This is a genomic window from Bradyrhizobium sp. USDA 327 (assembly GCF_041262065.1).
GTDB classification, from domain to species: Bacteria; Pseudomonadota; Alphaproteobacteria; order Rhizobiales; family Xanthobacteraceae; genus Bradyrhizobium; species Bradyrhizobium liaoningense.
In genome coordinates this window covers 5,963,820-5,985,483 of the sequence record NZ_JBGCCW010000001.1, presented here as the reverse complement: position 1 = coordinate 5,985,483, position 21,664 = coordinate 5,963,820, and the positions used below count along the sequence as shown (strand labels likewise).

Below are 21,664 nucleotides of genomic sequence, written 5' to 3'. Positions count from 1 at the left end.
ATAGCCGTTCTCCCCGGGCCGTCGTTTGATGCCGATCAATGACGCCGCCGCGGCATTGCAGCGGGGCCATATCTTGTTGTCCGGATCGGTTTCGGCCAATGATTGAATTTGGGGGCGCCGTTCAGCGAACCCGGATCGATCCTGCCACGTATTTGTTTCGCACTCCAACCATCCGGCATCCCCGATGACCTCAGGCGAATACTTCTATGGCGGCATTCCCGTCTTCCGAGGCTTCACCAGCGTGATGGACCCCGCGCTGTATTCGCCGCTGCCGGACGATTGGAGCATCGGAGTTGCCGACATCGTCGATTCGACCAAGGCGATCGCGGCGCAGCGCTACAAGGCGGTCAACATGGCCGGCGCCGCCGTGATCGCGGCGGTGACGAACGCGTTGGGAGGACGCGAATTCCCCTTCGTGTTCGGCGGCGACGGCGCCAGCTTCGCGGTCGCGCCCCACGATCTGGAACTGGCCCGCGAGGCGCTGGCTGCAACCGCGACCTGGGTGCGGGAGGATCTCGATCTGAGGATGCGCGTCGCGCTGGTGCCGGTCAGCGCCATCCGTGCACGGCGGCTTGACGTGCGCGTCGCCCGTTTCGGGCCGTCGCCAAACCTGTCCTACGCGATGTTCTCCGGCGGCGGGCTCGCCTGGGCCGATGCCGCGATGAAGCGTGGCGAATTTGCGGTCGCCGAGGCGCAAGCCGGCACGCAGCCCGATTTGTCCGGCCTGTCCTGCCGCTTCGAGGTGATGCCGGCCTCGCGCGGGCTGATCCTCTCCGTGTTGGTGATGCCGGCGCGCGACGCCGATCCGCGTGCCTTCCGCAAGGCGATCGAGGACGTCATTCACCTGGTCGAGCGCAGCCCGGATGGCGCCCGTCCGGTGCCGCCGCAGGGGCCGCCGCTGAAATGGCCGCCGCAGGGGGTGGATTACGAAGCCCGCACCCGGCGCGGAGGTCCCCTGCTCGTGCGCCGCGCGGGCGTGCTGGCCTACACGCTGTTCGCCTATCTGATCATGCGCTTTGATCTCAAGGTCGGCGGCTTCGTGCCGAACGTCTACAGGCGCCAGGTGGTCGAGAACTCCGATTTCAGGAAATATGACGACGGCCTGCGCATGGTCCTCGACTGCACGCCGGAGCTCGAGCGCGCCCTCAGCGATCGTCTCGCCACGGCTGCGCGCGCCGGCATCGTGCGTTACGGCCTCCACCGGCAGGACGCCGCCATGATGACCTGCTTCGCGCCCTCGGCGCTGCGCAGCGATCACGTCCACTTCATCGATGGGGCGCAGGGAGGGTATGCCTCGGCCGCGACGGCGCTGAAGGCGATGACGGCGGCTGCAGCCTAAAGCATGATCCGGAAAAGTGCGCAGCGGTTTTCCGAAAAGATCATGCTTAAACAACAACCCAAAGCGCGATGACGATTCATCCTGATCGCATCGCGCTTTAGCGCCCCGCGCGCGTCCAGGTCTCGCCGCCGCAGAGCGCGCCGACGCAGCCTTCGACCCGCAGCGAATCCGCTGATATCAAGCTGATGCTGCTGGCATAGGTGCTGCCGTCGTCGGCATTGTAGATCTGGCCCGACCATTTGCTCGGACCCTCGGGCTGCATGCCGCTGAACAATGGCAAGCCGATCATCGGGCGTCTGGCGAGCGCGGGATTGGGATTCTTGCTGTCGGTAGCGGGCTGGCCGGTCGAGGTGTCGTAGGGCTGGCGCAGCCAGACGATGTGGCCGCAGATGCCGCCGCCGCACTTGCTGATCTTGACGCGCGCATCACCCGCTTGCGTGAGCCATGTCCCGTCGGCGTTCTGCGCACGAGCGGCAGATGCTCCAAGCAGCGGCGCGAGGAGGACGACGAGAGCTGCGAATCTGGAAATCATGGAGGAGGGCCCCGAAAATGGAGCGCCTCCATAGCAGCCCGGCAGGATTGTGCAACGCGGGTTGGAATCACATTCCTGCGTTCATTTCGCGCTCACCTGCCTGCGATCATTTGCCCCAGCGCACGAAGGCGACCGAGGCCGCGGTCGACAAGCCGAATACCACCATGGCGCCGCCGACCAGCGCGAACAGGGTCCAGGCCGGAGCTTGCGCAGTCATGAGTCCGACGCCGCCGATCGCGACGATCAGGAGCCGCGCCGTGGAGGCGAGCACGGGCCCGCCGACACGCGCCGCGCCCTGTGACGAGAAATACAACGACACGCCCACGCCGAAGAACACGAACGCCGGACCTGCCCAGTGGAAATAGCTGTGCGCGGCGGCGGTGACGCCTGGATCCCGCGTGAAGAGCCCGACCCACAGCGACGGAGCGAGCGCGACGGCGAGGCCGATCAGGCCGACCGTGAGTCCGGAGGCCGCAGCCGCTGTCCAGGCCACACGCCGCGCGCGCTTCACATGTCCGGCGCCAATCGCCATGCCGACCATCGGCACCGAGGCGATGCCGAAGGCGAAGGTGATCGGGATCAGCAAGAATTCCAGCCGCGATCCGATGCCATAGCCTGCCAGCATCTCGGTGCCGAAGGTCGCGAGAATCTTTGTGAAGATCAGGATGGTGAGCACGGTCTGGAGCGGCGACAAACAGGCCACCGCGCCGACCTTGAGGATGTCCAGGAACATCGTGCGCTCGAAATAAAACGCGCGGAGATCGAGCGGCAGCCGGCTGCGCCCGGACAACAGATACCAGAGGAAGAAGATCGCCGCGCAGCTGAACGCGATCAACTGGCCGCTCGCGACACCCGGCATGCCGAATTGCGGCACGCCGAACAGCCCGAGCCCGAGCGTGCCGCCGAGCGCGATCTGGAGCACGCTCGCTCCGATCAGAATCATCGAAGGCAGGCGCATGTCGCCGGTGCCACGGATCACCGAGGCCAGCGTGTTGACGAGCCAGATCGCGACCGCGCCGGAGAACAGCACCTGCGAATAGCCGCTGGCTTCCTCGAGCACCTGCCCGCGCCCGCCGAGCAGCGCGAAGAAGGAGCGGCCGAAGACGAGCATCGTCACCGTGAAGAACAGCCCGCCGCCGAGGCCGATGATGGCGGCATGCAGCGCCAGCGTCGCGGCGCGGTCGCGATCCCCGGCGCCGAGCGCGCGGCTGATCGCGGAGGAGACACCGCCGCCCATCGCGCCTGCGCTCATCATCTGCGTCAGCATCACGAACGGAAACACCAGCGCGATCGCGGCGAGCGGAATGGTGCCGAGCCGGCCGATATAGGAGGTCTCGGCAATTGCAACCAGCGTGCTGCCGACCATCGCGATCATGTTGGGAATCGCGAGTTGTAGCAGCGTCGGCAGGATCGGCGCGGTCAGGAGGCTGGCGATGGGGGAGGCGACCGGCGCAACCGGCGGGACGGCGTCTGCAGGGGCGTCGATCGTCATGTTCACCGGGCGGAATATTAAATGATGACCGACATATTATAGAGCGTGCGGCAGCCGGCCAGCCCTCGCTCACGCAGGGCTCACCAGGGCAGGCCGCATAGGTCGATGGTGCCCAGCGTCGGGGCGCGGACGATGTTGAAGACGTATGGCGCCATGTGGGTGAAGCGGATCCGCCCCTCCGGCTGTTCGCAATAGACCTCGCCCTTGAAGGGCAGCCAGCTCCGGGTCTCGTAGAACGAGAAATTGTGCGGCTCGCAGAACAGCAGCGCGAAGCGAACGGCCTCGTTGGCGCGCATGGTGTGAACCGCCGCGTCGATCGCCACGGTCGCATAGCCGCGGCCGCGCCGGTCCTCACGGGTGCAGACCCCGCCGATGCCGCCGATATGGACCTTCTGCCCATTCCAAGTGACGGTGCGGAAGTAGATGCCGACATGGCAGACCAGGCCATCCTCGGGGGTCTCGATCAGGACGCGCAGATCCGCATTGGCCCATTTGACGTGAGCCCAGGGCTTGTCCGCGATCGTCTGTGGTCCCCAGACCGCCTGATGCAGCGGCTCCGCAATCGGCCACGAGGCGTCGCCGTTCAGAATGTCGATCTCAATGCTCATGGCTCTGTCTTTCGCAACCTCGGTGCGTGGGGCATTCGTTCTGCCATAAGCACCTCAAAGGCAATGATATTTTGCATCGAACCACCAAGACTGCGGAGATCTTCGCGTGCTGCGACGATTTTATGCAATCGTGCCAAGCGTCCTCGCCGCGCGTTTTCGAAATTCTGAGGTATTTAACGGCCGCGGAACCTTCTATAAGGGGTGACCGTTAGAACTCGTTCCCACCAGTTGCGGACAAGAACCCATGACCTTTACGCTGCCCCCACTCCCTTACGCCTATGACGCCCTCGGCCAGTATATGTCGAAGGAGACGCTGGAATATCATCACGACAAGCATCATCAGGCCTACGTCACCAACGGCAACAACGCGCTCAAGGGGACCGAATGGGAAGGCAAGTCCCTTGAAGAGATCGTCAAGGGCTCGTTCGGCAAGAACCCCGCGGTGTTCAACAATGCCGGCCAGCACTACAACCACATCCACTTCTGGAGCTGGATGAAGCCCAATGGCGGCGGCACCAAGCTGCCGGGCAAGCTCGAGAAGAAGATCAACGAGGACCTCGGCGGCTTCGAGAAGTTCAAGACCGACTTCCAGGCGGCCGGTGTCGGCCAGTTCGGCTCCGGCTGGTGCTGGCTCCAGGTCAAGAACGGCAAGCTCGAAATCTCCAAGACCCCGAACGGCGAGAATCCGTTGGTGCACGGCGCCACCCCGATCCTCGGCTGCGACGTCTGGGAGCACTCCTACTACATCGACTATCGCAACCGCCGCCCCGACTATCTCAAGGCGTTCGTCGAGAACCTCGTGAACTGGGAATACGTGGAGTCCCTGTTCGAGAAAGCCTGAGCCTGTCATTCCGGGACGCCCGCAGGGCGAACCCGGAATCCAGGAATTGTGGTGCGAGATCCCGGGTTCGGCTTCGCCGCCCCGAATGACAGACTACGAAAGGCGGTCGCATCTGCGGCCGCCTTTTTTGCTGTGCGGAATTGCCCTGCACGGGGCGCGTATCGGCCTGTGATCGTTCCGTTTGCAACGCCCGGCCGGCGCTCCTAATCAGAGCAGGCATCCCCTCGATCCGACCCGAGCCCGTTGTCAGAACCTTCCCCGAAAGACCCGGCGCCTGCCGAGGACGCAGACTCCGAGCCGCGGCCGGGGCGCGTGCGCAAGCCGATCGGCTGGTCGACCATCATCATCGCAGCCTTGGTGGCGGTGAGCGCGGCGCTGGTCTGGCGGCGTGACGGCGCCGACGGCGTCCTCGACATTCTCACCCACGATCTCTCGCTGTTCGGCGGCATCCTGCCGCGCGTGCTGGCTGGTTGCCTGCTCGGCGCCTTCATCTCCGAGATCCTGCCTCACGAGAAAGTCTCGCGCTCGCTGGGGCCGAAATCCGGCCTGATGGGTCTTCTGATCGGCACCGCCTTCGGCGCGATCCTGCCGGGCGGTCCCTTCACCGCCTATCCTGTGGCGAGCGCGCTGCTCGCGGTCGGCGCCGATTTCGGCGCCACCATCGCCATGGTCGTGAGCTGGACCCTGATCGGCTACGGCCGGGCGGTCGCCTGGGAGATCCCGATCATGGGCACCGATTTCACGCTGTGGCGGATCGTCATCTCGCTGCCGCTGCCGGTGCTGGCGGGTGCCCTCGGCCGCTTCGTCTATGTCAGGCTCTATCCGACGCCGCTCGCGAAGGACGACGAGAATTGAGCGCGGCGCTTCTGATCGACATCCTGTTGTGGGGCTCTGTGCTGGGCGTCGGCCTGATCGCGTTCCGCCGCGGCCCTCCCGTGTTCATGGCCTCGCTCCGCGAAGGCTCGATGGACTTCATCAACATCGTGCCGCGGATCGCACTGGGCGTGATCGGCTCCGGCTACATCGCCGCCATCATCCCGCAGGAGGTGATCACCGGCTGGCTCGGGCCGGACAGCGGCTGGCTCGGGGTCGCAACCGCCGTGGTCGCCGGCGCGGCCACGCCCGGCGGTCCCGTGATCGGCTTCTCCATCGGTACGGTGGCGCTGAAGTCCGGTGGCGGGGTACCCCAGGTGGTCGCCTATGTCGTCGCCTGGGCGCTGTTCGCCTTCCAGCGCGTGATCTTGTGGGAAATCCCGTTCATGCCGGCCCGTTTCGTCTGGTTCCGCTGCGCCGTATCCGTGCCATTCCCGTTCGTGGCCGCCGCGATCGCGATGGTGATCGGCAAGCCCTGAGCCGGGCGTGGACAGAGGTGATGTTATAATATAACGTTCTCGGCATGGTTCCCGCCGCATCCCGCGCCCAGCATCATGACCATGCCCACGGCCATTCCCATGGCCACGGGCATGCGCAGGGGCGCGACCACAGCCATGCCCATGTGCATGATGCGACGTCTCCGCATCCGGCCCAGGCGGCGCCCTGGTCGATCCTGCGCATGACCGTGGCAGGCCGCCTCGCGGCCGCGGCCGCCGTTTGTGCCGCGCTCTGGGGCATCGTTTTTCTGGCGATGAGGTGAGGATGGCGGCGCTGCATTTCCACAACGTCACGCTGGGCTATGACCGTCATCCGGCGGTGCACCATCTCAGCGGCGAGGTCGCCCCGGGTGCGCTTGTCGCGGTGATCGGCCCGAACGGCGCCGGCAAGTCGACCCTGCTGCGCGGCATCGTCGGCATCCTCAAACCGCTCGAGGGCAGCATCCATCTCGGCGGCCTCGATGCCCGCGACATCGCCTATCTGCCGCAGAGCGCGGAGATCGACCGCAGCTTCCCGATCTCGGTGTTCGACTTCGTCGGCACCGGGCTGTGGCGCGCGACCGGTCTGTTCGGTGGCATCGGCAAGGCTGCCCGCAAGAAGATCCTCGGTGCGATCGCGTCCGTCGGCCTCAATGGATTCGAGAACCGCCCGATCGGCACGCTCTCGGGCGGCCAGATGCAGCGCGTGCTGTTTGCGCGCGTGCTGCTCCAGAATGCGAGCCTGATCGTGCTCGACGAGCCCTTCAACGCCATCGACACCAAGACCACGGCCGATCTGCTCGCGCTGGTGAAACAATGGCACGGCGAAGGTCGCACCGTGCTTGCCGCGCTGCATGACATGGAGATGGTGCGCAACCATTTCAGCGACACGCTGGTGCTGGCGCGCGGCCCCGTGGCATGGGGCCCGACCGCGGAGGTGCTGACGCCGGAAAACCTGATCGTCGCGATGCGGATGTGCGAGGCCTTCGACGACAGCGCCGCGGCCTGCGCGGCCGATGATGTCAGCTCGCGGGCGGCGTGATATCCGATGATCCATGACGCGCTGATCGGTCCGTTCGCCGAATTCGAGTTCATGCGGCGGGCGCTCGCCGCCGTGATCGCGCTGGCGGTGGCGGGTGCGCCGATCGGCGTATTCCTGATGCTGCGGCGGATGAGCCTCGTCGGCGATGCCATGGCGCACGCGATCCTGCCCGGCGCGGCCGTCGGATTCCTGCTCTCGGGCCTTAGCCTGTTCGCGATGACGGCCGGCGGCCTGATCGCCGGCTTTGCAGTCGCGATCCTCGCCGGCGTGGTCGCCCGCTCGACCGGGCTGAAGGAGGACGCGTCGCTTGCGACCTTCTATCTGGCCTCGCTTGCGCTCGGCGTCACCATCGTCTCGATCAAGGGCACGAATATCGATCTGCTGCACGTGCTGTTCGGCAACATCCTCGCGATGGACGATCAGACGCTGCTGGTGGTCGCCTTCAACGCCACGGTGACTCTGCTGGTGCTCGCGATGATCTATCGCCCGCTGGTGATCGAGAGCGTCGATCCCTTGTTTTTGCGCACCGTGAGCCGCGCCGGCGGTCCCGCGCATCTCGCCTTCCTCGCGCTCGTCGTCATCAACCTCGTCAACGGCTTTCAGGCGCTCGGCACGCTGCTTGCGGTCGGACTCATGATCCTGCCCGCGGGCACTGCCCGGTTCTGGTCGCGCGACCTGACCACGATGATCTGCATCGCCGTCGTTGCCGCCGCGGTCTCGGGCTATGCGGGGCTGGTGCTGTCGTTCCAGACCCGTGTGCCGTCAGGCCCGGCCATCATCCTCGTGGCGACGATGCTCTACATCGTCTCCGTCCTGTTCGGCCGCGTCGGCGGCATCGTCCGGCAACTGTTTCCCGGCCGGCACCTGGAAGCATGACGATGCGGCTCATCCTGATTTGTGCATTGATGCTGATCGCCACGCCGCTTCATGCCGCGGAGCGGCTCAACGTCGTCGCGAGCTTCTCGATTCTCGGCGATTTCGTCCGCAACGTCGGTGGTGACCGCATCAATCTGACGACGCTGGTCGGCGCGGACGGCGACGTCCACGTCTACACGCCGGCCCCCGCCGACGCGAAGCGGGTCGCGGATGCAAGGCTCGTCATCGTCAATGGACTCGGCCTCGAGGGCTGGCTGCCGCGTCTCGTCCAATCCTCCGGCAGCAAGGCAACGGTCGTCGTCGCCAGCGCCGGAATCGTACCTCTGAAGCTTGGCTCAGCCGCGGATCCCCACGCCTGGCAGTCTGTCCCGAACGCCAGGATCTATGTGACCGATATCGCCAATGCGTTGGCCGCCGCCGTCCCGGGTGAGGCGGACTTCTTCCGCACCCAGGCCAGGGCCTATCTGGAAAAGCTCGAAACCCTGGACCGCGAGATCCGCGACGCCGTGGCGAAAATTCCGCCGGAGCGGCGCAAGGTGATCTCCACCCACGATGCCTTCGGCTATTTTTCCGCCGAGTACGGTATCCGGTTCATCGCCCCCCTGGGCGTCTCCACGGAAACCGAACCCAGCGCGCGCGACATTGCGGCCATCATCAGCCAGATCAAGGCCCAGAAGATCCCGGCCGTGTTCCTGGAAAATATCAGCGACGATCGCCTGATCCGCCGGATCGCGGCCGAGAGCGGCGCCAAGGTCGGCGGGACCCTGATTTCGGACAGTTTGACCGGCGAAAAGGGGTCTGCACCCACTTACATTGACATGGTCAGGCACAATATAAAGGCCCTGACCAGCGCGCTTGACCATTAGGCAGGGGCCACCCCGCCTCGCGTCGCGCGACAAGCCCGAAGTCCGGAGTTGTTATGTCTGAAGCGACCTCCCAAAAGATTCCCGTGACTGTCCTGACCGGCTATCTCGGAGCCGGCAAGACCACGCTCCTGAACCGCATCCTGTCAGAAAACCACGGCAAGAAGTACGCCGTCATCGTCAACGAATTCGGCGAGATCGGCATCGACAACGACCTCATCATCGGCGCCGATGAGGAAGTGTTCGAGATGAACAATGGCTGCATCTGCTGCACCGTGCGCGGCGACCTCGTCCGCATCATGGACGGACTGATGAAGCGCAAGGGCAAGTTCGACGCCATCATCGTCGAGACCACGGGTCTCGCCGATCCGGCGCCGGTCGCCCAGACATTCTTCGTCGACGAGGACGTGCAGAAGAACGCGCGGCTCGACGCGGTGGTCACGGTCGCCGACGCAAAGTGGCTGTCCGACCGTTTGAAGGATGCACCCGAGGCCAAGAACCAGATCGCCTTTGCCGACGTGATCGTCCTGAACAAGACCGACCTCGTCTCCAAGGGCGAGCTCGCCGAGGTCGAGGCTCGCATTCGCGGCATCAACCCCTATGCGAAACTTCACCGCACCGAGCGCTGCTCGGTCGCCCTGGCCGACGTGCTCGATCGCGGCGCGTTCGACCTCGACCGTATCCTCGACATCGAGCCGGACTTCCTGGAGGCCGACGATCACGATCACGATCACGACCATGATCATCACCATCACGGCCACGACCATCACCACCATGATCACGGCCACGGCCTGAAGCACTATCACGATGAGGAGATGCAGTCGCTCTCGCTCAAGACCGACAAGCCGCTCGATCCGAATGTGTTCATGCCCTGGCTCCAGAACCTGGTGCAGGTCGAGGGCGGCAAGATCCTGCGCTCCAAGGGCATCCTCGCCTTCCACGACGACGACGATCGCTATGTCTTCCAGGGCGTCCACATGATGCTGGAGGGCAACCACCAGCGGAAGTGGAAGGAGGGCGAGCCGCGCGAGAGCCGCCTCGTCTTCATCGGCCGCGAATTGCCGGAAGAGGCCATCCGCAAGGGTTTCGAGAGCTGCATCGTCTCGTGATGAAAGAGTTCACGCCGCCTCCCGATTCCGCCTCGATCGTCTCCGTCACCGACCGCGTCAAGCCGATCGCGCTCGGCATGGCCGTGACCTCGGTGCATTTCCTTGGTCCCCGCGCTGCTTTCGTCGGTGGCGAGGAAAACGTTGCGTTCGTCGATGGCAAAGGCGAGATCGCCACGGTTGCCGTGCACAGCGGCGGCATTCTCTCGACCGCTTCCGACGGCAAGCGCCTCGTGATGGGCGGCGACGACGGCAAGGTCGTCTCGCTCGATGCCAAGGGCGAGGTGACGCTGCTCGCCACCGACCCGAAGCGGCGCTGGATCGATGCGGTGGCGCTGCAGGCCGACGGTGCCTTCGCCTGGTCGGCCGGCAAGACGGCCACCGTCAAGAGCGGCAAGGCCGAGGAGAAGTCGCTCGAGGTGCCCTCGACCGTCGGCGGCCTTGCCTTCGCGCCGAAGGGCCTGCGGCTCGCGATCGCGCATTACAACGGCGTGACGCTGTGGTTTCCGAACATGGCGGGATCAGCCGAATTCCTGCCCTGGGCCGGTTCGCATCACGGCGTCAGCTTCAGCCCGGACAACAAATTCCTGGTCACCGCGATGCACGAGCCGGCGCTGCATGGCTGGCGGCTGGCCGACAACAGGCACATGCGCATGACCGGCTATCCCGGCCGGGTCCGCTCGATGTCCTGGAGCGCGGGCGGCAAGGGGCTCGCGACCTCGGGGGCCGACACCGTCATCGTATGGCCGTTCGGCAGCAAGGACGGCCCGATGGGCAAGGAGCCCGCAATGCTCGCCCCGCTGCAGGCGCGCGTGTCGGTCGTCGCCTGCCATCCGAAGAACGACATTCTCGCCGCCGGTTACAGCGACGGCACCGTGCTGATGGTGCGCCTGGAGGATGGCGCCGAGATCCTGGTCCGCCGCAACGGCACGCCCCCTGTCGCCGCGATCGGCTGGAATGCGAAGGGCACGCTGCTGGCTTTCGCCGATGAAAATGGGGACGGCGGCCTGCTGGAGCTTTAATCTGTCATCGTTCTGGCCGTATAGGGGGCCATGCGGTTTCTGACGACATTCCAGCTTGCCGACTTCGGCGACACGCTGATCAGCCTGACCACGGCCTTCGTGCTGGGAACGCTGATCGGCGCCGAGCGGCAGTACCGCCAGCGCACAGCGGGCTTGCGCACCAACGTGCTGGTCGCGGTCGGCGCGGCCGCCTTCGTCGATCTCGCCATGCAGCTGGACGGCGCCGATGGCGCGGTGCGGGTGATCGCCTATGTCGTCTCCGGCATCGGCTTCCTGGGCGCCGGCGTCATCATGAAGCAGGGCATGGACGTGCGGGGGCTCAACACCGCGGCGACACTATGGGCGTCGGCCGCAGTGGGCTCCTGCGCCGGTGCCGACATGATTGCGCAGGCGGCCGCGCTGACAGTCTTCGTCATCGCCGGCAACACCATGCTGCGCCCGCTCGTCAATGCCATCAATCGCATTCCCATGAACGAGAAGACCTCGGAGGCGACCTATTACTTCAAGCTTGCGGTTGCGGCAGACGCTCTTCCGGATATGCGCGACCGGCTCGTCGAGAAGCTTGAGGCCGCGAAATATTCGGTGGCCGATATCGACGTGGCCGAAATCGGCGAGGACGTTCTCGAGATCGCCGCACGGCTGGTTGCGACCGCGGTCGATCCGAACGAGCTGAACGCGGTGGCGACAGATCTCCAGCATTTGCCGGGCGTGCGCCACGCCACTTGGGAGGTCAGCACGACCGATTGAGCGCGGCGTTTTGGCGCGCAAGGGGCGGGTTCCCGCTTCTTCGGCCCTGGAACCGGCGGGCCTCGGTTTCGTTGATTCCGCGGACAAAGGCGGTGATCGATATGCCCGGCCAAGGTGAGAAGCGCAGACTGAAGCTCGATCTGACAATTGCCGGCGCGTTGTTCGCAGCAGGCGTCGTGGTGTCGGTGATGTCCCTCGCGCAAATCCGCGCCGAAAGCCGGATGGAGCTGGCCCAGGCGACGCCACCGCTCCAGGGCACTCCGTCCGACGATCAGAACAGGACGCCCGCGGAGTCCAAGCCCGGCGGTGACCGGCCGACCACGCCGGCCCCTGAGCCCGCGCGACCGGATTCCCAGACGCAGGGTGCTGCCACCAAGCCGGCCTTGCCGCCGGCGCCGGCCGAGAAGATCGCGCCGCCGATCAAGGAGAAGTAAGAAGAAGCTCGCAGTGCAGCGTCATGGCCGGGCTTGTCCCGGCCATCCACGTTCTTGGAGCCGCACGAAGTTGGTTCGTGGGTGCCCGGGACGAGCCTTGGCATGGCGGCTTGGTTGTCACCGCACCAGAACGTTCCGGAACTGCCAGGGATCGCTGGTGTCGATGTCTTCCGGAAACAGTCCCGGACGATCGGTCAGCGGCGTCCAGTCGGTGTAGAAGCCCTTCACGGGGCCGAGATAGGGCATCTGGATTTCGAGCAGGCGATCGAAATCCATCTCGTCGGCTTCGACGATGCCTGCTTTCGGGTTTTCCAGCGCCCACACCATGCCGCCGAGCACGGCGGAGGTCACTTGCAGGCCGGTGGCGTTCTGATAGGGCGCGAGCTTGCGGGTCTCTTCGATCGAGAGCTGCGAGCCGTACCAGTAGGCGTTCTTGTCATGGCCGAACAGCAGCACGCCGAGTTCGTCGATGCCATCGACGATCTCGTTCTCGTCGAGGATGTGGTGCTTTTCCTGCATCTTCCCGGCGCGGCCGAACATTTCATGCAGCGACAGCACGGCATCGTCAGCCGGGTGGTAGGCATAGTGGCAGGTCGGCCGATAGATCGCCGTGCCCGATGCGTCACGCACCGTGAAGTAATCGGCGATCGAGATCGACTCGTTGTGGGTGACGAGGAAGCCATATTGAGCGCCGCGGGTCGGGCACCAGGTGCGCACGCGCGTGTTGGCGCCGGGCTGCATCAGATAGATGGCGGCGCCGCAGCCGGCTTCGTGGGTCCGCGCGTTCTCGGGCATCCATTTTTCATGGGTGCCCCAGCCGAGTTCGGACGGCTGCACGCCTTCCGACAGGAAGCCTTCCACCGACCAGGTGTTGACGAAGACGTCAGGCTCCTTGGGCTTCTTGGATCGCTGGGTGTCGCGTTCGGCGATGTGGATGCCCTTGATGCCGGCCTGTCGCATCAGATCCGCCCACTCCGCCTTGGTCTTCGGCCTGGGAGCATTGAGCTTCAGATCAGCGGCGACATTGAGCAGCGCCTGCTTGACGAAGAAGGAGACCATGCCAGGGTTGGCGCCGCAGCAGGAGACGGCCGTCGTCGAGCCCGCCGGGCGCGCCTTCTTGGCGGCCAGGGTGGTTTCGCGCAGGGCGTAGTTGGAGCGCGCTTCTGTCCCCTTCGAAGGATCGAAATAGAAGCCGAGCCAGGGCTCGTTGACGGTGTCGATGTAGAGAGCGCCGAGCTCGTTGCAGAGCTCCATGATGTCGGTCGAGCCGGTATCGACCGACAGATTGACGCAAAAGCCCTGGCCGCCGCCCTCGGTGAGCAGCGGGGTCAGCACCTCGCGATAATTGTCCTTGGTCAGGCCCTTCTGGATGAACCTGACATTGTGCTTCTCGCAAAGCGCCTTGCGGCCCTCGTCCTTGGGATCGAGCACGGTGATGCGCGACTTGTCGTAGTCGAGATGCCGCTCGATCAACGGCAATGTGCCTTTGCCGATGGAGCCGAAGCCGACCATGACGATGGGACCGGTGATCTTCGCGTAGATCTGCGAGGCGGGGCTCATGGGATGGTTTCTCCGGAAAGTGCTGGCAGACAAAAGGGTGGGGTGGATCAGGCGCTGCGGCGCTTGTCAGATGTTGCGGCGCTTGGCGGTGACTTCGATCTCGACCTTCATCTCGGGCTTGGCGAGGGCGGTGACGACAAGCAACGTCGCAGCCGGCCTGATGTCGCCGAGAACCTTGCCGCAGACGGCGAAGTGGTCATCGATGTAGCTGGCGTCGGTGACGTAGTAGGTCGCACGAACGATATCGGCCATCTCGAATCCACCCTCCTTCAGGGCGGCTTCGATGGTCTTGAAGCAGTTGCGTGACTGGCTCGTGACATCGGCCGGCATCGTCATCGTCGTGTAGTCATAGCCGGTCGTTCCCGCGACGAAGGCAAAATCGCCGTCGATCACAGCGCGGCTGTAGCCGACGGTCTTCTCGAGGGGCGAGCCGGTGGAGATCAGGCGGCGGGACATGGTCATGGGCCTCGACGGACGGAGGGTGTTTCGCGGGGTTAAAGGGCGTTTCTCGCGCCTGCGCAACCCCAAAGGAAGCCGGCGCAGCCGCGTTTGGGCGCTGCCGTTCAGTACGGCGCGCTCTTCGCTATGAAGGCGATCTCTCAGGCCGCGTGCGCCTGGAGGGGGCGAACCGCCCTCCGTTTGGACAGGGCTGCGCCGGTCGAGACGATCATCCCTTCGGCGCCATCGAGCGCACCATCGGTGAATTCGACCGCCAGCAGGCGGTCGCGCTCGAACGGGCCGGGCAGCGAGAGCTCGCCGGTCTTCTCCGCCGAGAAGCCGAAGCGGGCGTAATAGGGCGCGTCGCCGAGCAGGATCACGGCGGCATGTCCGCGCGCCCGGGCGGCGGCCAGCGCTTGATGCATCAGCGCGGCGCCAATCCCGAGCTCGCGGCAGGCAGGGTCCACCGCCAGTGGTCCGAGGACCAGAGCGGGCCTGCCTCCGGCGCTGACGTGCCACAGCCGCACGGTTCCCACGAGCTTGCCCTCGCGCACGGCTGCCAGCGCGAGACCGGCGGCAGGTGCGCGCCCGTCGCGCAGGCGCTGGCAGGTGCGGCCGTGGCGGGTCTCGCCAAAGCAGGCATCGAGCAGCGCCTCACGCATCGCGACGTCGGCAGCACGCTCGTTGCGGATCGCGAACGGAGCGGCTTTCGAGGAGAGGGCGATCTGTGGCTTCCGAGGAGCAGTCATGGCGCGTCAGTCCCCGCTTGAATCCATGCGCCAGTGGCACGCGGACTCGAGCGTCGTCAGAATGGCAATGTCAGGAAGGGAGCCGGCGGACCGGCTCCCGGGTTCGTCAGGCCTCAAACAGGGAGGCGGATCAGATGTGGTACGTCTTCAGCGGCGGGATGCCGTTGAACGCCACCGACGAGTAGGTCGACGTATAGGCCCCGGTGCCTTCGATCAGCACCTTGTCGCCGATCTCGAGCGTGACGGGAAGCGGATATGGGTTCTTCTCGTACAGCACGTCGGCGCTGTCGCAGGTCGGACCTGCGAGCACGCACGGCGTCATGTCCGCGCCGTCGTGACGGGTGCGGATGGCGTAACGGATCGACTCGTCCATGGTCTCGGCGAGACCGCCGAACTTGCCGATGTCCAGGTAGACCCAGCGGACCTCGTCCTCGTCGCTCTTCTTCGAGATGAGCACGACCTCGGATTCGATGATGCCGGCGTTGCCCACCATGCCGCGGCCCGGCTCGATGATGGTTTCCGGGATCTGGTTGCCGAAGTGCTTGCGCAGCGCGCGGAAGATCGAGCGGCCGTAGGTCACGACCGGCGGCACGTCCTTCAGGTACCTGGTCGGAAAGCCGCCGCCCATGTTGACCATGGACAGGTTGATGCCACGCTCGGCGCAATCGCGGAACACCTGCGAGGCCATCGCCAGCGCACGGTCCCACGCCTTCACCTTACGCTGCTGCGAGCCGACATGGAACGAGATGCCGCACGGCTCCAGTCCCTGGCGCTTGGCGAGGTCGAGCACCTCGACCGCCATTTCCGGGTCGCAGCCGAACTTGCGCGACAGCGGCCATTCGGCGCCGGCACAGTCATAGAGGATGCGGCAGAACACCTTCGCGCCGGGGGCGGCGCGGGCGACCTTCTCGACCTCGGCGGCGCAGTCCACCGCGAACAGCCTGATGCCGAGCGCGAAGGCGCGCGCGATGTCGCGCTCCTTCTTGATCGTGTTGCCGAAGGAGATGCGTTCGGGCGTCGCACCAGCGGCCAGCGCCATCTCGATCTCGGCGACGGTCGCGGTGTCGAAGCAGGAGCCCATGGAGGCGAGCAGGGCCAGCACTTCCGGCGCCGGGTTCGCCTTGACGGCGTAGAACACGCGGCTGTCTGGCAGCGCCTTGGCGAAGCTCTGGTAGTTGTCGCGCACGACCTCGAGGTCGACGACGAGGCACGGCTCGGTGTCGAGGCCATCCTTGCGGCGATTGCGCAGGAATTCCTGGATACGTTCGGTCATGGCACTCTCCCAAACGGCCCAGCGACGGGCCCGTTCAAAACATGACGCCGGATAAGAGTGCTCTGGCCGGATCGCGCGATGGAGGCGCGACGAAGCCACAAGACTCAAACCAGACTGTGCTGCCGTGGATTGGTTGGGAGTGTTCCCGCCCGCACACCTGGCAATGAAGGACAAGCCTTTTCAGTAGCCCGCGCCGGCGTTGGACTGCCGGTAGAGACCAAAAAAGCCCGATCCGTCGTTGCTTTAAGTCGCGTCCCCCGTTGAGAGCGGGGTGCGCCGGTTCGCCTCCGGCTGCCAGTCACGGTTGCAAAGAGTAAAGTCACCTTCGACATGGCACCTCTTTGAGAGAGATGCTGGGCGCTCCGGGTTTGCTTCGTCGTCCGACCTTCGGTCTTCCGACTTCTGCACTTCCGAAGAGCCCCTCGGCTTCTTCACCCCTTGGCGGCTGTCCGGCCTCTTGTCCGGATACCTACCGACTGACACACGACCACAGGCACGTGCGAAATTGGGCAAATCCGCACATAAGCGTTTTGACTCTGCTTCGCAAGAATTTTTTTAGGCTGGCAACCGAATTGCCTAACATCTGCTTGCGCAGTGTTGCGCGAGCGACGCGGAAGATGAACGCGCGTTAAGCTTCTTCGTGCAGCGCGCGTATCTGTCGCGCGTGAGCGTCAGCCGCGCTTCGTGAACGGCTCGATGCGCTGCGCTCCGCGGATGAACGCGGTCATCACCAGCACGCCGAGTGCGAACAGCACGGCCTGGAGGATGTGGGCGCCCTGGTCGCCGAGCCCGAACAGGATCGCGAGCGCCCAGCCGCCGGCAAAGGCCGCGCCGAACACCTCGGCGCCGATCAGGATGGCGGCGCTGATGACGGTGATGACGCTCGGCCAGGCGATCTGACGGGAAGATGAGGAAGGCGCGTTCATGAGCTCAGGGTCCGTAGCTTCGAGGGGCGCAATCTCCCCGAAAAGGCGGCCGGGAGCAAGGGCAAATGGCCCAAAAAAGCCCCATCGCGTGCTATAGCTGGCCGCAACAATCGAGCCACGAATTCGGGACTTGTGATGTCAGAAACCCGCCAAACTACGGACGCCGAGACCAACCCGCTGCTGAAGGCCTGGCTGACGCCGTTTGCGACCCCGCCCTTCGACGAGATCGAGCCAGAGCACTTCCTGCCGGCGTTCGAGCAGGCCTTCGCCGACCACTCCGCCGAGATCGCGGCGATCATCAACGATCCGGCGGCGCCCGACTTCGCCAACACCATCACGGCGCTGGAGCGCTCGGGCAAGCTGCTGAGCAAGATTGCGGCGGTCTTCTACGACCTCGTCTCGGCGCATTCCAACCCGGCCATCCTGGAGATCGACAAGGAGATCTCCTTGCGGATGGCGCGGCACTGGAATCCGATCATGATGAACGCCGTGCTGTTCGGCCGCATCGCCCAGCTGCACGAGAACCGCGCCAATCTTGGGCTCACGCCCGAGCAGCTTCGCCTGCTGGAGCGCACCTACACCCGCTTCCACCGCTCCGGCGCCGGTCTCTCGGATGAGGCCAAGGCGCGGATGGCCGAGATCAACGAGAGGCTGGCCCAGCTCGGCACCGGCTTCAGCCACCATCTACTCGGGGACGAGCAGGAGTGGTTCATGGAGTTGGCGGAGGCCGACCGTCAGGGCCTGCCGGAGAGCTTTGTCGCCAGCGCCAAGGCTGCGGCAGAAGAGCGCGGCATGGAAGGCAAGGCCATCGTCACGCTGTCGCGTTCCTCGGTCGAGCAGTTCCTGAAGAGCTCGGCCCGGCGTGACCTGCGCGAGAAGGTCTACAAGGCCTTCATCGCGCGTGGCGACAACGGCAACGCCAACGACAACAACGCGACCATCGTCGAGATCCTGAAGCTGCGCGAGGAAAGCGCCAAGCTCCTGGGCTACCCGACCTACGCCGCCTACCGGCTCGAGGACTCCATGGCCAAGACGCCGGATGCGGTGCGGAGCCTGTTGGAGCGGGTCTGGAAGCCGGCGCGGGCACGCGCGCTCGCGGACCGCGACGAGATGCAGGCGCTGATCACGGAAGAGGGCGGCAATTTCAAGCTCGCGCCCTGGGACTGGCGCTTCTATGCCGAGAAGCTGCGCCTTCAGCGCGCCAATTTCGACGACGCCGCCATCAAGCCTTATCTTGCGCTCGACAACATGATCGCCGCTGCATTCGACTGCGCCACGCGCCTGTTCGGCATCACCTTCGAGGAGCGCAAGGACGTTCCGGTCTGGCACCCGGACGTCCGGGTCTGGGAGATGAAGGGGCCGGACGGCAAGCACAAGGCGCTGTTCTATGGCGACTACTTCGCCCGGCCCTCGAAGCGCTCCGGCGCCTGGATGACCTCGCTGCGCGACCAGCAGAAGCTCGACGGCGATGTCGCGCCGCTCGTCCTCAACATCTGCAATTTTGCCAAGGGAGCCGGCGGCGAGCCTTCGCTGCTGTCGCCCGACGACGCCCGCACCCTGTTCCACGAGTTCGGCCACGGCCTGCACGGCATGCTCTCCAACGTGACCTATCCCTCGCTGTCGGGCACCTCCGTGTTCACCGACTTCGTCGAGCTGCCCTCGCAGCTCTACGAGCACTGGCAGGAGCGGCCGGAGGTGCTGCAAAAGTTCGCCCGCCATTACCAGACCGGCGAGCCGCTGCCGGATGAGCTGCTGCAACGGTTCCTGGCCGCGCGAAAATTCAATCAGGGCTTTGCCACGGTCGAGTTCGTCTCCTCGGCGCTGATCGACCTCGAATTCCACACCCAGCCGGCCGCTGCCGCGCAGGATGTCCGCGCCTTCGAAAGACGCGAGCTGGAGAAGATCGGCATGCCCGAGGAGATCGCGCTGCGGCACCGGCCCACGCAGTTCGGCCACATCTTCACCGGCGATCATTATGCCGCGGGCTATTACAGCTACATGTGGTCGGAGGTGATGGACGCCGATGCTTTCGGCGCGTTCGAGGAGGCCGGGGACATCTTCGATCCCGCGGTCGCCAAACGTCTGCATGACGACATCTACTCGAGCGGCGGATCGGTCGATCCCGAAGCTGCCTACGAGGCCTTCCGCGGCCGCCCGCCCGAGCCCGACGCGCTGCTCCGCCGCCGCGGCCTGCTCGACGACGCAAAGGCGGCCTGATGGAGATGCGCACCCTGTTCGGATGGCTGCTCGCTGCCGGCCTGTCGCTCGTATCAGGTGCGGCGAGCGCGCATCCGCATGTCTGGATCACCGCGACCAGCGAGCTGCTCTATGCGGCGGACGGCAGCATCACCGGCGTGCGCCATGCCTGGACCTTCGACGATATGTTCTCGACCTATGCGGTGCAGGGGCTCGAAAGCAAGACCAAGGGCGTCTATACGCGCGAGGAGCTGACGCCGCTGGCGCAGACCAATGTCGAGTCACTTAAGGAATATGCCTACTTCACCTTTGCGCGAGCCGACGGCAAGAAGGAAAGATTCCAGGAGCCGGTCGACTACTTCCTCGATTACAAGGACACGGTGCTGACCCTGCACTTCACGCTGCCACTGAAGAATCCGGTCAAGCCGAAGCAACTGGTGCTCGAAGTGTTCGACCGTTCCTTCTTCATCGACTTCCAGATGGCCAAGGACAATCCGGTCAAGCTGGTCGGCGCGCCCGCGGGCTGCCAGATGAAGCTGGAGCGACCGAACGACGGCACCGCGAGCGCGCAGAAGCTCAACGAGCAGACCTTCCTGAACGGCGAGAACTCGAATTTCGGCATGATGTTCGCCAACAAGATCACGGTGGATTGCCCTTGAAGCCGCAACTCTCTCCGCTCGCGCGCGGGCTGCTCGCCTGCACCGCCGTCCTGCTGGTCGCGGCCGTGGCCGATGCCGCGCTCCACGATCTGCTCGCGCAAAATCCGTTCGGCGCGCCGCGCCAACAGCAGGCGGCCGGGCCTGAGTCCGGCGGCGTCATCGGCTGGCTACTGGCAAAACAGTCGGAATTCTATCGCCAGATGTCGGCGACCATCCGGGCCGCGAAGTCCGACGGCTCGGCGGTGTGGACGCTGCTGTTCATCTCGTTTGCCTATGGCATCTTTCACGCCGCCGGTCCCGGCCACGGCAAGGCGGTCATCGCCTCCTATCTGGTTGCCAACCGCGAGACCGCGCGCCGCGGCATTGCGCTGTCCTTCGCCTCTGCCCTGATGCAGTCGCTGGTGGCGATCCTCATCGTCGGCATTTCGGCCTGGATCCTGAATGCGACCGCAAAGACCATGTGCAAGGCGGAAGGGGTGATCGAGATCGCGAGCTACGCCCTGATCGCGCTGTTCGGCCTGCGCCTGGTCTGGGTCAAGGGCGGCACCTTCATCCGCGCGCTTCAGGCCGCCCAGCCGGTGCCGGCGATTGCGGGCGTGCCGCACCATCATGACCACGATCATCACCATCACCGTGATGCCCATGCTCATCATGACCACGATCACGGGCACGATCACCGCCGTGGCCACAGCCACGCTCACCATGACCACGGGCATGGTCACGTTCATGACGAGCATTGCGGCCACTCCCACGGCCCCACCCCCGGCGAGCTGGCCGGGCCCGGTGGCTGGCGGCGCGGGTTCGCTGCGATCCTGACCGTCGGCATCCGCCCGTGCTCGGGCGCGATCCTGGTCCTGGTGTTCGCACTGGCCCAGGGCCTGTTCTGGGCCGGCGTCGCCGCAACCTTCCTGATGGGTCTCGGCACCGCGATCACGGTCGCGGCCATCGCGATCGTCGCCGTCTCCGCCAAGGACATCGCCGCCCGCCTCAGCGCCGGGCGCGACGGCGGCGGTGCTCTCTTCATGCGCGGCATCGAATTCGGCGCCGCCGGGCTCGTGCTGCTGTTCGGCGTCGGCCTGCTGTTCGGCTACATCGCCGCCGAACGAACGACGTGTTTCTGAATTCTTCCTCTCTCCACAAGGGAGAAGGAAGAAGAGAAGCTCACACCGGCAGGAACCGTTTCAAGGCCGGCATGAAGAAGATCGCGAGATTGATCGCAAAGCCGATGCTCCAGAGAATCGAGCGCAGGGTCGGGCGGTTGCCGAGATAGGTCAGCACATAGGCGAGGCGCACGATCAGGAACAGCGCCGCGAGCTCGTCGATCAGGCGCTGCGGGGAGTCCCGGTATTCGGCAAGCAGCACCGCGAAGGCGAAGAACGGAAAGGTCTCGATGCCGTTCTGATGTGCACCGAGTGCGCGCTGCGAGAGGGCGTCCTCATAAAAGGCGGGATCGCGCGGCCGGGAATTGTCGAAGCGGCGAAACCTGATCCATTTGACCGAGGCGATCGTTGAGAGATAGAGCAGCAGCGCTCCGAATACGCACCATTCCGCGAGCGTCATCTTGTCTCCCCCCGCTTGGGTGCGACCCTAGCGAACCCCGGCTCATCTTGAC

At 65.3% G+C, this 21,664-nt stretch carries 24 protein-coding genes; 15 read left to right on the top strand and 9 right to left on the bottom strand.

The features are described from left to right. The first annotated feature begins 184 nt into the window (after positions 1–184). Complete coding sequence (locus ABIA42_RS28280) at positions 185–1,339, top strand: DUF3095 domain-containing protein (RefSeq protein ID WP_370118962.1); 1,155 nt, start codon at positions 185–187, stop codon at positions 1,337–1,339. Positions 1,340–1,436: 97 nt separating this feature from the next. Here ABIA42_RS28280 and ABIA42_RS28275 read toward each other — a convergent pair whose 3' ends face one another. From ABIA42_RS28275 to ABIA42_RS28265, 3 genes are all read right to left on the bottom strand, one after another. Further along, positions 1,437–1,871, bottom strand: coding sequence for a DUF2147 domain-containing protein (locus ABIA42_RS28275; protein ID WP_271531690.1), 435 nt, complete (start codon positions 1,869–1,871; stop codon positions 1,437–1,439). A 106-nt stretch (positions 1,872–1,977) separates the two neighbouring features. Next, on the bottom strand, positions 1,978–3,363 hold the full coding sequence (locus ABIA42_RS28270; RefSeq protein ID WP_370118965.1) for an MATE family efflux transporter: 1,386 nt from the start codon (positions 3,361–3,363) through the stop codon (positions 1,978–1,980). Between the two features lie 80 nt (positions 3,364–3,443). After that, the gene (locus ABIA42_RS28265) at positions 3,444–3,971 is read right to left on the bottom strand and encodes a GNAT family N-acetyltransferase (RefSeq protein WP_028179179.1); all 528 of its coding nucleotides are present in this window, start codon (positions 3,969–3,971) and stop codon (positions 3,444–3,446) included. Between the two features lie 244 nt (positions 3,972–4,215). On the opposite strand from ABIA42_RS28265, the gene ABIA42_RS28260 reads away from it, so the two are divergent. The 11 genes from ABIA42_RS28260 to ABIA42_RS28210 all read left to right on the top strand — a co-directional run bounded on the left by ABIA42_RS28260 (position 4,216) and on the right by ABIA42_RS28210 (position 12,251). Further along, positions 4,216–4,812 (top strand): superoxide dismutase, encoded by a 597-nt coding sequence (locus ABIA42_RS28260; protein WP_027573470.1) that lies wholly within the window; start codon positions 4,216–4,218, stop codon positions 4,810–4,812. Between the two features lie 243 nt (positions 4,813–5,055). Continuing rightward, positions 5,056–5,667 carry a permease gene (locus ABIA42_RS28255; RefSeq protein ID WP_370118968.1) on the top strand — a complete coding sequence of 204 codons (612 nt, stop codon included), beginning with the start codon at positions 5,056–5,058 and terminating at the stop codon, positions 5,665–5,667. Continuing rightward, positions 5,664–6,164 carry a hypothetical protein gene (locus ABIA42_RS28250; RefSeq protein WP_035671694.1) on the top strand — a complete coding sequence of 167 codons (501 nt, stop codon included), beginning with the start codon at positions 5,664–5,666 and terminating at the stop codon, positions 6,162–6,164. The genes ABIA42_RS28255 and ABIA42_RS28250 overlap by 4 nt, the downstream gene beginning before the upstream one ends. Positions 6,165–6,208: 44 nt before the next feature. Next, positions 6,209–6,445: a hypothetical protein gene (locus ABIA42_RS28245; protein ID WP_370118971.1), complete on the top strand. Its 237-nt coding sequence runs from the start codon at positions 6,209–6,211 to the stop codon at positions 6,443–6,445. A 2-nt stretch (positions 6,446–6,447) separates the two neighbouring features. Continuing rightward, the gene (locus ABIA42_RS28240; protein WP_370118974.1) at positions 6,448–7,203 is read left to right on the top strand and encodes a metal ABC transporter ATP-binding protein; all 756 of its coding nucleotides are present in this window, start codon (positions 6,448–6,450) and stop codon (positions 7,201–7,203) included. A 6-nt stretch (positions 7,204–7,209) separates the two neighbouring features. Further along, entirely contained in the window at positions 7,210–8,079 is an 870-nt protein-coding gene (locus ABIA42_RS28235; protein ID WP_370118977.1) for a metal ABC transporter permease, read from the top strand. A 2-nt stretch (positions 8,080–8,081) separates the two neighbouring features. Next, positions 8,082–8,945 (top strand): metal ABC transporter substrate-binding protein, encoded by an 864-nt coding sequence (locus ABIA42_RS28230; protein ID WP_370118980.1) that lies wholly within the window; start codon positions 8,082–8,084, stop codon positions 8,943–8,945. A gap of 53 nt (positions 8,946–8,998) precedes the next feature. Then, complete coding sequence (locus tag ABIA42_RS28225; protein ID WP_370118983.1) at positions 8,999–10,051, top strand: GTP-binding protein; 1,053 nt, start codon at positions 8,999–9,001, stop codon at positions 10,049–10,051. Next, positions 10,051–11,070, top strand: coding sequence for a WD40 repeat domain-containing protein (locus ABIA42_RS28220; RefSeq protein ID WP_370118986.1), 1,020 nt, complete (start codon positions 10,051–10,053; stop codon positions 11,068–11,070). Before ABIA42_RS28225 ends, ABIA42_RS28220 begins: the two co-directional genes overlap by 1 nt. A gap of 30 nt (positions 11,071–11,100) precedes the next feature. Then, positions 11,101–11,817, top strand: coding sequence for an MgtC/SapB family protein (locus ABIA42_RS28215; protein WP_028179187.1), 717 nt, complete (start codon positions 11,101–11,103; stop codon positions 11,815–11,817). Between the two features lie 101 nt (positions 11,818–11,918). After that, positions 11,919–12,251, top strand: coding sequence for a hypothetical protein (locus tag ABIA42_RS28210; protein WP_370118990.1), 333 nt, complete (start codon positions 11,919–11,921; stop codon positions 12,249–12,251). 117 nt (positions 12,252–12,368) lie between these two features. On the opposite strand, the gene ABIA42_RS28205 is transcribed toward ABIA42_RS28210, so the two are convergent. The 5 genes from ABIA42_RS28205 to ABIA42_RS28185 all read right to left on the bottom strand — a co-directional run bounded on the left by ABIA42_RS28205 (position 12,369) and on the right by ABIA42_RS28185 (position 17,197). Further along, complete coding sequence (locus ABIA42_RS28205) at positions 12,369–13,811, bottom strand: homospermidine synthase (RefSeq protein WP_370118993.1); 1,443 nt, start codon at positions 13,809–13,811, stop codon at positions 12,369–12,371. A 66-nt stretch (positions 13,812–13,877) separates the two neighbouring features. Continuing rightward, positions 13,878–14,267, bottom strand: a complete 390-nt coding sequence (locus ABIA42_RS28200) for a RidA family protein (protein ID WP_370123880.1) — start codon at positions 14,265–14,267, stop codon at positions 13,878–13,880. Between the two features lie 143 nt (positions 14,268–14,410). After that, positions 14,411–14,998, bottom strand: a complete 588-nt coding sequence (locus tag ABIA42_RS28195) for a GNAT family N-acetyltransferase (RefSeq protein ID WP_370118996.1) — start codon at positions 14,996–14,998, stop codon at positions 14,411–14,413. A 130-nt stretch (positions 14,999–15,128) separates the two neighbouring features. Then, the gene (locus ABIA42_RS28190; protein ID WP_319339270.1) at positions 15,129–16,271 is read right to left on the bottom strand and encodes a type III PLP-dependent enzyme; all 1,143 of its coding nucleotides are present in this window, start codon (positions 16,269–16,271) and stop codon (positions 15,129–15,131) included. A gap of 671 nt (positions 16,272–16,942) precedes the next feature. Next, on the bottom strand, positions 16,943–17,197 hold the full coding sequence (locus ABIA42_RS28185; RefSeq protein ID WP_271531721.1) for a hypothetical protein: 255 nt from the start codon (positions 17,195–17,197) through the stop codon (positions 16,943–16,945). A gap of 135 nt (positions 17,198–17,332) precedes the next feature. Here ABIA42_RS28185 and ABIA42_RS28180 point away from each other — a divergent pair, with 135 nt between their 5' ends. The 3 genes from ABIA42_RS28180 to ABIA42_RS28170 are packed head-to-tail and all read left to right on the top strand — an operon-like array spanning position 17,333 to position 21,173. Beyond that, a complete protein-coding gene (locus ABIA42_RS28180; RefSeq protein ID WP_271531723.1) occupies positions 17,333–19,414 on the top strand; it encodes a M3 family metallopeptidase in 2,082 nt (693 codons plus the stop codon). Beyond that, positions 19,414–20,052 carry a DUF1007 family protein gene (locus ABIA42_RS28175; protein ID WP_271531726.1) on the top strand — a complete coding sequence of 213 codons (639 nt, stop codon included), beginning with the start codon at positions 19,414–19,416 and terminating at the stop codon, positions 20,050–20,052. Before ABIA42_RS28180 ends, ABIA42_RS28175 begins: the two co-directional genes overlap by 1 nt. Continuing rightward, positions 20,049–21,173: a nickel/cobalt transporter gene (locus ABIA42_RS28170; RefSeq protein WP_271531728.1), complete on the top strand. Its 1,125-nt coding sequence runs from the start codon at positions 20,049–20,051 to the stop codon at positions 21,171–21,173. Before ABIA42_RS28175 ends, ABIA42_RS28170 begins: the two co-directional genes overlap by 4 nt. 40 nt (positions 21,174–21,213) lie before the next feature. Here ABIA42_RS28170 and ABIA42_RS28165 read toward each other — a convergent pair whose 3' ends face one another. Beyond that, on the bottom strand, positions 21,214–21,612 hold the full coding sequence (locus ABIA42_RS28165) for an MAPEG family protein (protein ID WP_271531730.1): 399 nt from the start codon (positions 21,610–21,612) through the stop codon (positions 21,214–21,216). Positions 21,613–21,664: the final 52 nt, after the last annotated feature.